The 13,523-nt window shown below is 72.2% G+C and carries 11 protein-coding genes; 6 read left to right on the plus strand and 5 right to left on the minus strand.

Translation table 11 applies throughout. From position 1 onward, the window contains the following. Positions 1-5: 5 nt before the first annotated feature. Positions 6-1,589: an IclR family transcriptional regulator domain-containing protein gene (locus tag IEZ11_RS21790; protein ID WP_189264491.1), complete on the minus strand. Its 1,584-nt coding sequence runs from the start codon at positions 1,587-1,589 to the stop codon at positions 6-8. Between the two features lie 276 nt (positions 1,590-1,865). Further along, positions 1,866-3,143: a M6 family metalloprotease domain-containing protein gene (locus IEZ11_RS21795; protein WP_373294953.1), complete on the minus strand. Its 1,278-nt coding sequence runs from the start codon at positions 3,141-3,143 to the stop codon at positions 1,866-1,868. 569 nt (positions 3,144-3,712) lie between these two features. Here IEZ11_RS21795 and IEZ11_RS21800 point away from each other — a divergent pair. Continuing rightward, positions 3,713-4,363 (plus strand): TetR/AcrR family transcriptional regulator, encoded by a 651-nt coding sequence (locus IEZ11_RS21800; protein ID WP_189264493.1) that lies wholly within the window; start codon positions 3,713-3,715, stop codon positions 4,361-4,363. Between the two features lie 177 nt (positions 4,364-4,540). After that, positions 4,541-6,079, plus strand: a complete 1,539-nt coding sequence (locus IEZ11_RS21805) for an MFS transporter (protein ID WP_189264494.1) — start codon at positions 4,541-4,543, stop codon at positions 6,077-6,079. Positions 6,080-6,131: 52 nt separating this feature from the next. On the opposite strand, the gene IEZ11_RS21810 is transcribed toward IEZ11_RS21805, so the two are convergent. Further along, on the minus strand, positions 6,132-6,644 hold the full coding sequence (locus IEZ11_RS21810; RefSeq protein WP_189264495.1) for a MarR family winged helix-turn-helix transcriptional regulator: 513 nt from the start codon (positions 6,642-6,644) through the stop codon (positions 6,132-6,134). 155 nt (positions 6,645-6,799) lie between these two features. On the opposite strand from IEZ11_RS21810, the gene IEZ11_RS21815 reads away from it, so the two are divergent. Beyond that, positions 6,800-7,591, plus strand: a complete 792-nt coding sequence (locus IEZ11_RS21815; RefSeq protein WP_189264602.1) for a dioxygenase family protein — start codon at positions 6,800-6,802, stop codon at positions 7,589-7,591. 87 nt (positions 7,592-7,678) lie between these two features. Here IEZ11_RS21815 and IEZ11_RS21820 read toward each other — a convergent pair whose 3' ends face one another. Beyond that, positions 7,679-8,197, minus strand: coding sequence for a GNAT family N-acetyltransferase (locus IEZ11_RS21820; RefSeq protein WP_189264496.1), 519 nt, complete (start codon positions 8,195-8,197; stop codon positions 7,679-7,681). A 238-nt stretch (positions 8,198-8,435) separates the two neighbouring features. Here IEZ11_RS21820 and IEZ11_RS21825 point away from each other — a divergent pair, with 238 nt between their 5' ends. Together IEZ11_RS21825 and IEZ11_RS21830 are read left to right on the plus strand one after the other, a co-directional pair. After that, positions 8,436-9,452 (plus strand): sigma-70 family RNA polymerase sigma factor, encoded by a 1,017-nt coding sequence (locus IEZ11_RS21825; protein WP_189264497.1) that lies wholly within the window; start codon positions 8,436-8,438, stop codon positions 9,450-9,452. A 546-nt stretch (positions 9,453-9,998) separates the two neighbouring features. Beyond that, a complete protein-coding gene (locus IEZ11_RS21830; protein WP_189264603.1) occupies positions 9,999-10,598 on the plus strand; it encodes a TetR/AcrR family transcriptional regulator in 600 nt (199 codons plus the stop codon). 175 nt (positions 10,599-10,773) lie between these two features. Here the strand turns inward: IEZ11_RS21830 and IEZ11_RS21835 are convergent, their stop codons facing one another. Continuing rightward, a complete protein-coding gene (locus IEZ11_RS21835) occupies positions 10,774-11,736 on the minus strand; it encodes a helix-turn-helix transcriptional regulator (RefSeq protein ID WP_189264498.1) in 963 nt (320 codons plus the stop codon). Between the two features lie 62 nt (positions 11,737-11,798). On the opposite strand from IEZ11_RS21835, the gene IEZ11_RS21840 reads away from it, so the two are divergent. Next, positions 11,799-13,373, plus strand: a complete 1,575-nt coding sequence (locus tag IEZ11_RS21840; protein ID WP_189264499.1) for an MFS transporter — start codon at positions 11,799-11,801, stop codon at positions 13,371-13,373. Positions 13,374-13,523 lie beyond the last annotated feature (150 nt).

Genomic DNA, 13,523 nt, shown 5'->3' on the forward strand with positions numbered 1-13,523 from the left:
CGAGTTCAGGAGAGCGGGACGTGGGTGAAGCGGGACGCGATGTGCAGGTCGTCCTGGACCTGGGCCGCCGTGGCGTGCAGGGCGGGCAGCACCTCGCTCACGCACTCCGCCAGGGTGCGGCGGGCCGCGTGGGTGGCCACGTTCAGGGCGGCGACCGGGTGGCCCGTCCGGTCCCGTACCGGTACCGCGATCGAGCGCAGGCCCGACTCCAGCTCCTCGTCCGCCAGGGCGTAGCCGTCCGGTCCGGTGAGACCCAGCAGGGCCCGGCCGAGCGCGGTACGGCCTGCCGGCAGCCGGGTGCCCACCGTGACGTCCACGGTCAGGACCCGGCTCGCGGCTGCCACCGCGACGTACTGGATCTCCGCCGGATCGGCCCCCGGCACCCGTACCGCCAGCGCCGTCGGCTCGTGCAGTCGGTCCGCCAGAGCGCGCAGCCGGGGGTCCGCGAGGCGGGCGAGGGTGGTGCGGGACAGCGGCGGGTAGCCCAGGGACAGCACCCTGGGAGTGAGGGCGAAGTCGCGTCCGTCCGCGGTCACCAGGCCCAGGTGCGCGTAGGTGATCAGAGCCCGCCGGGCCGTCGCCCGGGTCAGGCCGGTGGCCTTCGCCACGTCCGTCAGGGTCAGCGCGGAGCGGCCCTCGCCGAAGGCCGTCAGCACCGTCAGGCCCCGGGCCAGCGACTCCACGAAGTCGCGGCCGAGTTCGTGCTTGGAGGCCGTGGTCCACACGGCGAGGCCGGAGGGCGGCGGGCCCGGCTCCGCGGGCCGGGCCGCGGCCTCGCGCAGCTCCGTCTCCATCGCCGCCACCGCCGTGCGCAGCCGGGGGAGCAGGGTCTCGCGCAGGTCCGCCGCCGTGTGCCGGCTGGTGTGGCTGACCACGCTCGCCACACACGCGACCCGTCCGGTGCCCGGGTCGCGCACCGGTACGGAGACCGCGACCAGGCCCGGTTCGACCAGCTGGTCGTCCAGTGCCCAGCCGGTGTGCCGGGTCCGCTCGGCCCGCGCCTCGAAGTCGTCGGCGGCGGCCGGGCTCCGGGGCGGTACGGCCGGGAAGCCGGCGTCCGTCGGGTCCGCCGCGCGCCGCGCCCGCCAGGCCACCCACTCCCGCTCCGTCCACTCGGCCGCGAACAGCGGGCCGGGGGCGGTGCGTTCGGCCGGCAGCAGGTCGCCGATGCGGAAGCTGACGGACATCGCGCGGCGGCGGGTCGCCTGGTGGATGAACCGGATGCCGTCGCGGTCGGCGACCGCGAGGGACACCGACTCGTCCAGTTCGTCGGCGAGGGCGTCGGCGTGCGTGTCGAGCAACGCCGGCAGGCGGAGGGCGGCCAGGTAGGCGTTGCCCAGCTCCATCACCCGGGGGGTGAGCACCGACTCCCGGCCGTCCGGGCGGACGTAACCCATGCGGGAGAGGGTCGCGGTGATGCGGTCCACCGTGGAACGGGCGAGTCCGGTACGCCGTTCCAGCGCGCTCGCGCTCAGCGTCCCGCCCGCCTCGGTCAGCGCCGCCAGCACCGCCACGCCCCGGATCAGGGGCGTCACCGCCTCGGCGGGCGGCTCGTGCGCCGCGGGGGAGGGGGACAAGGGGGCGGTCATCGACTCTCCGGCTCCGGTACGAGGGTTTCCACGATCACCGTAAACCGTGCCCCACCTGCCCGGCGCCGCCTCCGGCAACCCGCACCCGTCCGGGCAGCGCCCCGTCAGGCGCGCGGGGAACCACGCGACCGGCCCCCACCTACCTGCACCCGCCCCACGACCTGCACCCGCCCCCAGCCCCACGACCTGCACCCGCCCCACGACCTGCACCCGCCCCACGACCCGCACCCACACCGCCCGACCGCCCCCACACCATCCGACCGCCCCCACGACCCCCTACCCCCGTGTCACCCGCACCCGGTAGTTCCCCTCCGCGTCCACCCCCGTCACCTGTACCTCGATCCCGTGTCCCGGGTCCTTGAAGCTCTCGCCCGGACCGAACGGGGCGTCGGAGAGTTCCGCCTGGACGTTGGGGCTGTGGGTGCAGCCGCCGCTGTCGCGGTGGGCGTCGTACACCTTGATCGGCCCGCGGCCGGTGTCGACGTTCGCGTCGACCTTGTAGACGAGGACACCGGGACGGCAGATCTCCTCGTCGTTGCCGCCCTTGGTGCGCACCTCCAGGGCATAGCCGGTGCGGGCGTCGACGGGGACGAAGACGAGCTTGGGTCCGCCGGCCCGGGAGAGCGGGGTCAGCGTGTACTCGGTGCCGCCCCGGGCCGTCGCGCAGCTGACCTGGTCGGCGTCCAGCCAGCCCAGCTTCCACTTGTGCCAGCCGAGGAAGTCGTTGTCGGCGCCCCAGTCCTCGCTCATGATGTCCCAGTGCCCGACCGCGCCCCCGCCCTCCTGGGTGTAGAGGTCGGGCAGGCCGAAGACATGGCCGTTCTCGTGGGGGAGGACCCGGTAGCCGGTGCGGGCGAAGGAGCCGGAGCCGTCGTCCTGGCGGGAGTAGACGAAGGAGGCGTTGGCGACCGGCGTGCCGTCGGCGACCGGGGCGTCGCCGTTGCCGGCGAAGGTCACCGACAGCACGGTGTCCAGGGCGGAGGGCCCGGCGTTCGGGGTGACCAGCACGTTCAGGAGGTCGTACGACCGGAAGTCCACGTCCGGGTCGGCGGCGGCCACGATGTCCTGGACCAGCTGCCGGTAACCGGGGTCGAAGGGCGCGCCGCGCTCTATCCCGTACGCGCTGAACGCCCTGGGCATCCGCAGCCAGTGGTCGATCGGGGCGGCGGCCTGGTAGTCGAGCTTGCCGTAGGAGGCGGTGCGGAACCAGTCCTGGGTCTGCGGGAAGAACTCGCGGTAGCGGTCGAGCGCGCTGCCCTGGCCGGGCGCGTCGGGGAAGTCGACCATCAGGGTGAGGGCGTGCACGGTGCCGGTGGAGCGGGAGTAGCCGCCCGGGGTGGGGACGCCCTCGGTCATCTGGATGTCGCGGCCGCCGCTGATCATGCAGGGGCCGTAGACGGAGGAGCGGGCCAGCGCGATCGGACCGGCGCCGGCCGGTGTGGGGGCCGCCGTGAGGTGCCCGGCGCCCGCCGAGGTGCCGACCGCGAGGATCAGCGCGGCGACGGCGGCGAGGCAGACCGCACGGCGGGGGCGTATGCGACGGCCCGGCCGTATCCGGCGGACCGGCGCCGACCGTTGCGTGGACGCCGACCGTTGCGTCGGCGCCGTTCGTTGCGTCGACGGCGTAAGACGCGCGGGTGGCATGCGGCGCACGGGTGGCGTGCGGCGCGCCGGTGGCGTGCGGCGCGCCGGTGGCATGCGGCGCGCCGATGGCGTACGACGTGCCGACGACGTTCGACGTGCCGACGACGTTCGACGGTGCGGTGCGGTCCGGCGGCTGGTGAGGCCTGCGAGCCTCAGGAGGCCCATGAGGCTCAGGGGTGTTCGGCGGCGGGGCTGCGGCTGCATGCATGGGCCTTTCGCGCCACGGCAGCCGCCGGTCTCCGGCTGCACCCTTTCGATCACCCTGTGTCGAGGGGGCGGCGGGCGCGCGCTGGAGAGGCCGATCGTGGGATGTCCCGCCCCGCCCGAGCCGTACGGCATCAGATGGCGTGACTCAGGTCACATGAAGTTCGCGGAGGGTGCGGAAATAACCGGGGACCGGTTCCCCGTTTAGACCTGTGTCCGCGCGAAACGGGGAGCGCCTCCCCGGATCGCGGAAATCCGGAGACCAGGAGTGCGCCGTGCAGACCGCGATCGCCGTCCCCGCCGTGCGCAAGGCGCCCAGGCCCCGCGCCGACGCCCTGCGCAACCGGGAGCGGATCGTCACCGCCGCCCGCGAGATGTTCACCGAGTACGGCCCCGACGTGCCGCTCGACGACATCGCCCGCCGGGCCGGCGTCGGCAATGCCACGGTGTACCGCAACTTCCCCGACCGTGACGCGCTGGTCCGCGAGGTCGTCTGTTCCGTGATGGACCGGACGTCGGAAGCGGCCGAGCTGGCGCTCGCGGAGAGCGGGGACGCCTTCGAGGCGCTGGAACGCTTCGTGCACACGTCCGCCGACGAGCGGGTCAGCGCGCTGTGCCCGATGGTCGCCAGCACCTTCGACCAGAACCACCCCGACCTGGAAGCGGCGCGGGAGCGGTGCGAGCAGCTCATCGGGCAGCTCATGGACCGCGCCAAGGCGGCCGGACAGCTCCGTCCGGACGTGGGCGTCGGCGATGTGATGATCGCCGCGGCCCAGCTCAGCCGGCCCCCGGCCGGCACCGGCTGCCTGGTCAACGACCGCTTCGTCCACCGCCACCTGCAGCTGTTCCTGGACGGGCTGCGGGCGCCGGCCCGCTCCGTCCTGCCGGGCACGGCCGTGACCATGGAGGACCTGCGCCAGGCCTGACCCACCCGACCCTGCCGACCCAGCCGCGTATCGCCGATCAGGCCGATCAGGCCGATCCAACCGTTCCGACCGTTCCGGCCGTTCCGGCCGATCAGGCCGATTAGTCCGGGGCCGTTCGCCGGTCCCTCACCACAGGCATCACTTTTTCCGTCACGAAGTAACGAAGTGGGTACCCCCATGTCAGAAACAGCCGCCAAGGCTACCGGCGCACCGGCACAGTCCGGTGATGCCAACCGCTGGAAGGCGCTCGTCTTCATCGCGCTCGCCCAGCTGATGGTCGTCCTAGACGCCACCATCGTGAACATCGCACTGCCCTCCGCCCAGACCGACCTGGGCATCTCCGACGGCAACCGGCAGTGGGTCGTCACCGCCTACGCCCTCGCCTTCGGCGGACTCCTCCTCTTCGGCGGCCGGATCGCCGACCTGTGGGGCCGCAAGCGGGCCTTCGTCATAGGCCTGACCGGCTTCGCCGCCGCCTCCGCGCTCGGCGGCGCCGCGACCAGCGGCGCGATGATGTTCGGCGCCCGCGCCCTCCAGGGCGTCTTCGGCGCCATGCTCGCCCCGGCCGCGCTCTCCCTGCTCGCCGTGATGTTCACGGACGCCAAGGAGCGCGCCAAGGCGTTCGGCATCTACGGCGCGATCGCCGGTGGCGGCGGCGCCGTCGGCTTCATCCTCGGCGGTGTGCTCACCGAGTACCTGGACTGGCGCTGGACGTTCTTCGTGAACATCCCGTTCGCCGTCGTCGCCGCGCTCGGCGCGTACTTCGTCATCCGGGAGCCGGAGGGCGGCCGCAACCGCAACCCGCTCGACATCCCCGGCGTCCTCCTGTCCACCCTCGGCCTGGTCTCGCTGGTGTACGGCTTCACCCGCGCCGAGACCGACGGCTGGGGCGACGCCACCACCGTCGGCCTGTTCGTCGCCTCCGCGGTGCTGCTGATCGCGTTCGTCGTCACCGAGATGCGGATCAAGGCCCCGCTGCTGCCGCTGCGCGTGGTTCTCGACCGCAACCGCGGCGGTATCTACCTCTCCCTCGGCATCGCGGTCATCGCGATGTTCGGCACCTTCCTCTTCCTCACCTACTACCTCCAGGTCATCAAGGGCTTCTCGCCGATCAAGACCGGCTTCGCCTTCCTGCCGATGATCGCGGGCATGATGGTCGGCTCGACCCAGATCGGCGCCCGGCTGATGACCCGGGTCCCGGCCCGGACCCTGATGGGCCCCGGCTTCCTGGTCGCCGCGGCCGGCATGCTGGTCATGACCCAGATGGAGATCGGCTCGTCGTACGCCTCGACGATCCTGCCGGCGATGCTGCTGCTCGGTCTCGGCATGGGTACGGCGTTCATGCCGGCCATGTCCCTGGCCACGCTCGGCGTCGAGCCCCGGGACGCCGGTGTCGCCTCCGCGATGGTCAACACCTCGCAGCAGGTCGGCGGCGCCATCGGTACGGCCCTGCTGAACACGATCGCCGCCTCCGCGACGACGGCGTACATCAAGGACCACATCGCGACCGCGACCTCCAAGTCGCAGCAGCAGCTGGTCCAGATGGAGGGCGCGGTGCACGGCTACGCCAACGCGATCTGGGTCGCCGTCGGCATGCTGGTGCTGGCCGCGGTCATCGTGGTGGCCCTGGTCAACGCCGGCAAGCCGGACACCACGACGGTGGCCTCCGGCGAGGGCGCCGAGGACGAGGTGGCGGTCCCGGTGGTCGCCCACTGAGCCGCTGAGCAACTCCCCGGGTACCCGCAACGCGGACCTGTTCCTGCGCTCCTCAGCGGAGCCAGGGCAGGTCCGCGCCCGCTTCGTTGGGCTGCAGGCCCTCGGCGACGATCTGCATGATCTCGCCGAGGGCCTGCTGCTGTTCCGGGCTCAGCCGCTCGAACAACGCCTGCCGTACGGCGGTCACATGGCCCGGTGCGGTGCGCCGCAGCACCTCGGCGCCCTCGTCGGTCAGGACGGCGAACTGGCCCCGCTTGTCGGAGGGGCAGTCCTCCCGCCGTACCCAGCCGTTCTTCTCCAGGCGGGCGACGGCGTGCGAGAGCCGGGACCGGGTGATCTTCGACTTCATCGCCAGCTCGGTCATCCGCAGCCGCTGCTCGGGCGACTCGGCGAGCCCGACGAGCAGGCCGTAGTAGATGTGCGGCATCCCCGCGTCACGCTGGAGCTGACGGTCCAGATGGTCCTCCAGCAGGGTCGTGGCGTGCAGATACGAGCGCCAGACACGCTGCTCGTGGTCGTCGAGCCAGCGGCTCTGCGCGGTGGCGGATTCGGATGCCGTGTTCATGGATCCCACTGTAAGAGGCCTCTCCTTGAAGATTAAACAAGTGGGGCGTAAGGTGGTGTGCAGAAAGCTTGAGAGTTAAAACATAAGAACCGACCGTGAGAACTGTGAGAACCGTGGAGGCCGGGAAGGCCCGGCACTCGGAGGGAGCCGCCGCGATGTCCGCCGCCGTACAGGAGCGTATGCCCGCCCTCTACCTGAGTCATGGCGCGCCGCCGCTCGCCGACGACCCCGTCTGGCCCGGCGAGCTCGCGGCCTGGAGCGCGGGTCTGCCCCGCCCCAAGGCGATCCTGATGGTCTCCGCCCACTGGGAGGAGGCCCCGCTCGCCCTCGGTGCCGTACAGACCGTCCCCCTCGTCTACGACTTCTGGGGCTTCCCGGAGCACTACTACCAGGTGCGGTACGCGGCCCCGGGCGCGCCCGAGCTCGCCGAGTCCGTGCGCAAGCTGCTGCGCGCCCCCGGCACCCCGGTGCAGGACATCCCGGACCGCGGCCTCGACCACGGTGCCTACGTGCCCCTGGTGGAGATGTTCCCGGCCGCGGACATTCCTGTCCTCCAGATCTCCATGCCCACCCTCGACCCGGTCCGTCTGATGGAGATCGGCCGCCGGCTCGCCCCGCTGCGCGACGAGGGCGTGCTGATCGTCGGCTCCGGCTTCTTCACCCACAACCTCGCCGCCCTGCGCCACCTCGGCAGCGGCGTGCCGACCTGGTCCTCCGAGTTCGACGACTGGGGGCACCGGGCGCTGGAGAACCGCGACTGGGACGCCCTTCTCGACTTCCTCGACAAGGCCCCGGCCGGCCGTTACGCCCACCCGCGCACCGAGCACTTCGCCCCGCTCTTCGTCACCATGGGCGCGGCCGAGGCGGGCGGCGAACTGGACGCGCAGAAGTCGGTGATCGACGGGTTCTGGATGGGGATGGCGAAGCGGTCGGTGCAGTTCGGCTGACGGAGCGCGGGGCCGGGCGGGGTCGGCGGGGGACCGGTCGGGGTCGGCGTGGGACCGGTCGGTGGCCCGTGGTGGCCGGTGGGTGGCCTACAGCGGCCGCTCGTACCAGGCCACGTCCCAGTAGCGGCCGAACTTGCGGCCCACCTCGCGGTACGTGCCGACGTACCGGAAGCCGAAGCGCTCGTGCAGCCGGGTGGACGCCTCGTTCGGCTGCGCGATGCCCGCGTAGGCGCGGTGCAGGTCCTCGCCCGCGAGAGCCTCGAAGAGCGCCGTGTACAGGAGCGTGCCGATCCCGCGCCGGCCGGCCTCCGGCGCGACGTACACCGTGGTCTCCACGGAGGTCGAGTAGGCCGGTTTCACGCGGTAGGGGCTGGATGTGGCGTAGCCGAGAATCTCCTGTGAGTCCGCCGCGGTGGCAACCATCAGGCGGTATGGGCCGTCTTCCGGGTGGGAGAGCAGCCACGGACGACGCTCTTCCGGCGTGAAGACCACCGTGTCGAATGTGATGGACGTCTCACGAACGTAGTGGTTGTAGATCTCCGTGAGGGCTTCGAGGTCTCCCTCGGCTCCTGGCCTGACCTGCACCTCTGTACGTTCTGACGGCACTGCGCCTCCTCACGTGGTCGGACAGGGTACTGCATGATCAGAAAATCCGGGGGGTGGCGTGGGAATTCTGTCCGGATTCCAGTCGTTGTTTCCTTCGGATGCCGGGCACTCGGCCAGAGTCCCAGGAGTTCCAGGAGTGGAGTTCCGGGGCACCGCAGGCGGAGCGCCGGGCATCCACCGAAGGACCGAGAAGAACCGACAGGACCACCCGCCCGCCCACCATCGCAAGGGAGCACGCATGGCAACCCGTGCCGTCGCCCGTCGTCAGTCCGCCGCCACCGGCGAGACGGCCGACTCGGCAAGCAGTGTTCGCGCCCGCGGCGTTCGCGGCCACGGCGCCGAGATCGCCGACCGCGATCTGGTCGGCATGTACCTCGACGAGATCGCGCGCACACCGCTCCTCGACGCCGCCAAGGAAGTCGAGTTGTCCCAGACCATAGAGGCGGGCGTGTTCGCGCAGCAGGTCCTCGACGGCGAGGAGGAGTCGGCGTCGGACGCCACCCGTGCGGAGCTGGAGGCGCTCGTCGCCGCCGGGGAGCGGGCGAAGGACGTCTTCATCCGCTCCAACCTCCGCCTGGTCGTGGCCGTCGCCCGGCGCTACCCGAGGAGCGGTCTGCCCCTCCTCGACCTGATCCAGGAGGGCAACGCCGGTCTGGTGCGCGCCGTCGAGAAGTTCGACTACCGCAAGGGCTTCAAGTTCTCGACGTACGCCACCTGGTGGATCCGCCAGGCGATCACCCGCTCCATCGCCGACCAGTCCCGGACCATCCGGCTCCCCGTCCACCTGGTGGAGGAGCTCGGCCGGATCCGGCGCGTCCAGCGGGAGTTCAACCGGGAGCACGGCCGCGAGCCGGAGCCCGCGGAGATCGCCGCCGAGCTCGACTCCACGCCGGAGCGCGTCATCGACGTCCTGGACTGGGCCCGTGACCCGGTCTCGCTGAACATGTCGGTGGACGACGAGGGCGAGACCCAGTTCGGCGACCTGCTGGAGGACACCTCGGCGGTCAGTCCCGAGCAGTCGGTCCTGACCCTGCTGCGCAGCGAGGAACTGGACGACCTGATCGGCCGCCTGGACCAGCGCACGGCCTCCATCATCAAGATGCGGTACGGCATCGAGGACGGTCGTGAGCGCACGCTGACCGAGGTCGGCAAGGAGCACGGCCTGACCCGCGAGCGCATCCGCCAGATCGAGAAGCACGCGCTGCTGGAGCTGAAGAAGCTGGCCCGCTCCACAGGGTTCGAGCCGGCGGCGTAAGGGAGTTGTACGGGGACCGGGGCCGCACGGGGCCGCACCGGAGTGGGGCTCGCGTGCCGAGCGCGCGCGACACCCCACTCACGCGGGACGCGTACGCCGGGTGGCGGAAGACGGCGCAAACATGGCGCGGTACCGCCGCTTCAAGGTTCCGCGTGTAGGGAACAACCATCCCGGGCCGGGGAGTCGAGGACCACGGCGGACCGGCGCCGCCCCCTGCCCCTCACACACGACGCCTGCTCCCGTACCCCGTCGACAAGCCACGTCCCGACGCACCATCCCCCCGGCGCCGGGACTCTCCCAGAGCCGGGCTCCGGCGCCCATCCCCCCCCGGGCGCCGGAGCCCGGCTCCACACCCTCCACGCGGGCCGTGAAAAGCCGAGACGGTGGTTCACCCCGTACCTGAACCACGGGGTGAACCACCGGATGGCAGATTCTGCCACAGCGGCATAGCCTGCCGAGGTGAGCAGCCCCAGCACCGTCGGCGACACCCCCGCGCAGGACTTCGCGCCCCTCTCCCTCACGGAACGGCGCAAGGCGGAGACCCGCATGGAGATCGCCCGGGCGGCCGCGGGCCTCTTCATGCGGCAGGGCCTGCGGGCCACGCGAGCCGAGGACATCGCCCACGCCGCGGGCATCGCCCCCCGCACGTTCTACCGCTACTTCGCCACGAAGGAGGAGGCGGTCGCCCCGCTCTACGCGGCGGGCGCCCAGTGCTGGACGGAGGCGGTGCGATCGGCCCCCGCGGCCCTCTCCGTCCCCGAGGCCCTGGAACACGCCGTCCGCCACACCCTGACGCCGGGCGCGGGGGTCTCCGCCGCCTCCTGGGAATGGGTCCGCACCCTGATCCACCTGGCCGACACGAGCCCGGCCCTGCGCAAGGTCTGGGCGGAGGTGTGCCAGTCCTCGGACCGCCTCCTGACCTCGATCCTGGCGGAACGCACCGCCACCACCATCGACGCCGCCGCCCCGCCCGCCCGTCTCCGCTTCACCGCGGCGGTGGCCGGCGCGGCGGTACGCGCGGCCGTCGAGTCCTGGGCGGCAGGCACAGCCGCCGCCACGGGCCCGGCGGGCCCAGCGACCCTGGCCCTCCAGAACCTGCAAGCGCTACGGGGGTTCGCATGGGACCCCGTGACCGACAAAGACTGACGGACCACCGCCCAGCCACCCAGCCGCGGGCAGGCCCAGCCACCCCGCTGCGGGCAGGCCCAGCTACTTAGCTGCGGGCAGGCGTGCCGCAGGGCGGCACGGGTGGGCGCAGCGGCACCCGGCAAGCGCCGGCAAGCGTCCCCACCCCCCGGCCCCACCCTCCGGTCCCTCCCCCTCACACACCCCCCGCCCGGCTCAGCCGACCCCCCAACTCCTTGACACACGCCACCAGTTCCGCAGGCTCCCGCACCGCGAACTCGCACCCCACCATCGCCAGCCGCACCGCCAGCCACTCCACCGGATCTCCGCTCTCCCCGCGCAGCACACACCGCCCGTCCTCCTCCACCGACGTCCCCAGCCACCCCGGCAGCCGGGCCGCCAGCTCCGCCACCGTCCCGGCGAACGCGACCGTGAACTCGTACGTCTCCCTGCGCCGTTGGATGGACCGCCGCAGGTATTCCGCCGCGCTCCCCGTCGGCATCTCCCGCGGGGCGAACCGGGCCCCGGTGGCGAACGGCTCGCTCACCCGGTCGACCCGGAACGTCCGCCAGTCGTCGCGGTCGAGGTCGTACGCCACGAGGTACCAGCGCCGCCCCGTCGACACCAGCCGGTACGGCTCGGCCTGCCGCCGCGTCTCGCTCCCGTCCGCCGCCCGGTAGGCGAACCGCAACCGCTCCTGCCCCGCGACCGCCGACGCCATCACGGTCAGCGTCTCGGGCGCGATGAGCGCCCCGTCCCCCATGGTCAGCGGTGTGGTCGCGGCCTGGAGCGTGGTCACCCGGTGCCGCAGCCGGGCCGGCAGCACCTGCTCCAGCTTCGCCAGCGCCCGCACCGACGCCTCGTCGACGCCCTCCACGGCGTGTCCGGCCCCGGCCCGCAGCCCGACCGCGATGGCGACGGCCTCCTCGTCGTCGAGCAGCAGCGGCGGCATCGCCTTCCCGGCGACCAGCCGGTACCCCCCGTCGGCCCCCTTGCTCGCCTCGACGGGATACCCAAGCTCCCGCAGCCGGTCGATGTCGCGCCGCACGGTACGCCGGGACACCCCGAGCCGGTCGGCCAGCTCACCCCCCGGCCACTCGCGGGGCGTCTGAAGCAGAGACAGGAGCTGGAGCAGCCGGGCCGGGGTGTCTGTCGTCATACGGGAGAGGATGCCGTACAAGTAGGACAGGATCTGTCCTAATCGGTTCCTAGAGTGACGTCATGACCTCCACCGACGTCGGCACCGACATCCCGAAGGGGCGCGGGGAACTGCGCGACCAGCCACGCACGACCGCCACCCGACCGACCACCTCCACCCCGACGGCGCCCGGACCGTCGGCCCTCCCCGGTGCCCCCGGTGCACCGCACCGCTGGCTCGCCCTGGCCATCGTCATGACCGCGGCCTTCATGGACCTGGTCGACGTCACGATCGTCAACATCGCGATCCCCTCCATCCAGCGGGACGCCGGCGCCTCCGTCGGCCAGATCCAGTGGATAACCGCCGGCTACGCCCTGGCCTTCGCGGCCGGCCTGATCACCGGCGGCCGTCTCGGCGACATCCACGGCCGCAAGCGTCTGTTCCTGATCGGCGTCGCGGGCTTCACCCTCGCCTCGGCCCTGTGCGGCTTCGCCGCCGGCCCCGAGATGCTCGTCGCCTCCCGCATCCTGCAGGGCGGCATGGCCGCCCTGATGGTCCCGCAGGTCCTGTCGATCGTGCACGCCACCTTCCCGGCACACGAACGCGGCAAGGTCTTCGGCCTGTTCGGCGCCATCGTCGGGCTGGGCGCGGTCTCCGGCCCGCTGCTCGGCGCGCTGCTCACCGAGTGGAACCTCCTCGGCCTCGAATGGCGGCCGATCTTCCTGATCAACCTCCCGGTCGGCATCGCCGCCCTTCTCCTCGGTCGCCGGTACATCGGTGAATCCAGGGCCCCGCACGCGCTGCGCCTCGACCTCGTCGGCGTCGCCCTGGTCACCCTCGGTCTGCTGATGCTGCTCTACCCGCTGACCCGCGGCCGCGAGCTGGGCTGGCCGCTGTGGGGGTACGCGTCGATGGCCGGCGCGTTCGCCGTCTTCGCCGCGCTCGTCGCCTACGAACGCCGCAAGGCCGCCCGTGACGGCTCCCCGCTCATCGAACCCTCCCTCTTCGCGGTGAAGAGCTTCGCCGCCGGTATCGCCGTGCAGACCGTGTTCGGGGTCGCCCTCGGCATCTTCTTCCTGGTCTGGACGCTGTACATGCAGGTCGGTCTCGGCTGGTCCCCGTTGCACGCCGGCCTGACCGGGGTGCCGTTCTCGGTGTCGGTCTCCGTCGCGGCCGGCCTGTCCGTGCAGAAACTGGTCCCGCGCTTCGGCCGCAAGGTGCTCCAGGCCGGTGCCCTGCTGATGGCCCTCGGCGTCCTGCTCTACATCTGGGAGTCGGACCGCTACGGCCTCGCCGTCGCCTCCTGGCAGATGGCCCTGCCGCTGGTCGTGATGGGCGTCGGCATGGGCCTGATCGTCGCCCCGCTGACGGACGCCGTGCTGTCGGAGGTACCGCGCGAACACGCCGGTTCCGCCTCCGGCCTGATCAACACCGTCCAGCAGATGGGCAACGCACTCGGCCTCGGCCTGGTCTCGGTGGTCTTCTACGGCGCCGTCGACGACAACCTGACGTCGGAGCCGGTGGGGCCGGCCTTCGTGAACGCCTTCCAGGGGGCGCTGGGGTGGGTCGCCGCGGTGCTGGGCCTGATCTTCCTGCTGATGTTCGCGCTGCCGAGGCGGGCGACGGCGGAGAAGGAGCCGTTCGCACCGGAACGATGAGGTATGTGCCGAACACTCCGGCTTCGAGCGTCCGACGTGCCCAACTGGCCCGGTCTGAAAGAAAACTGACAGGGCATAGACACGATGTGCGGCCGAGTGGCGGTGGCCTTGTTCATTAGTCGACATTTCTGTGATGTGCGGCGGCGGGGG

The organism is Streptomyces fuscichromogenes, assembly GCF_014645815.1.
Classification (GTDB): domain Bacteria; phylum Actinomycetota; class Actinomycetes; order Streptomycetales; family Streptomycetaceae; genus Streptomyces; species Streptomyces fuscichromogenes.

Excerpts from the sequence above, each read along its gene's own strand:
- IEZ11_RS21790 (WP_189264491.1), bottom strand. The coding sequence starts at position 1,589 with ATGACCGCCCCCTTGTCCCCCTCCCCCGCGGCGCACGAGCCGCCCGCC.
- IEZ11_RS21805 (WP_189264494.1), top strand. The coding sequence starts at position 4,541 with ATGTCAGAAACAGCCGCCAAGGCTACCGGCGCACCGGCACAGTCCGGT.
- IEZ11_RS21810 (WP_189264495.1), bottom strand. The coding sequence starts at position 6,644 with ATGAACACGGCATCCGAATCCGCCACCGCGCAGAGCCGCTGGCTCGAC.
- IEZ11_RS21815 (WP_189264602.1), top strand. The coding sequence starts at position 6,800 with ATGTCCGCCGCCGTACAGGAGCGTATGCCCGCCCTCTACCTGAGTCAT.
- IEZ11_RS21825 (WP_189264497.1), top strand. The coding sequence starts at position 8,436 with ATGGCAACCCGTGCCGTCGCCCGTCGTCAGTCCGCCGCCACCGGCGAG.
- IEZ11_RS21830 (WP_189264603.1), top strand. The coding sequence starts at position 9,999 with ATGGAGATCGCCCGGGCGGCCGCGGGCCTCTTCATGCGGCAGGGCCTG.
- IEZ11_RS21835 (WP_189264498.1), bottom strand. The coding sequence starts at position 11,736 with ATGACGACAGACACCCCGGCCCGGCTGCTCCAGCTCCTGTCTCTGCTT.
- IEZ11_RS21840 (WP_189264499.1), top strand. The coding sequence starts at position 11,799 with ATGACCTCCACCGACGTCGGCACCGACATCCCGAAGGGGCGCGGGGAA.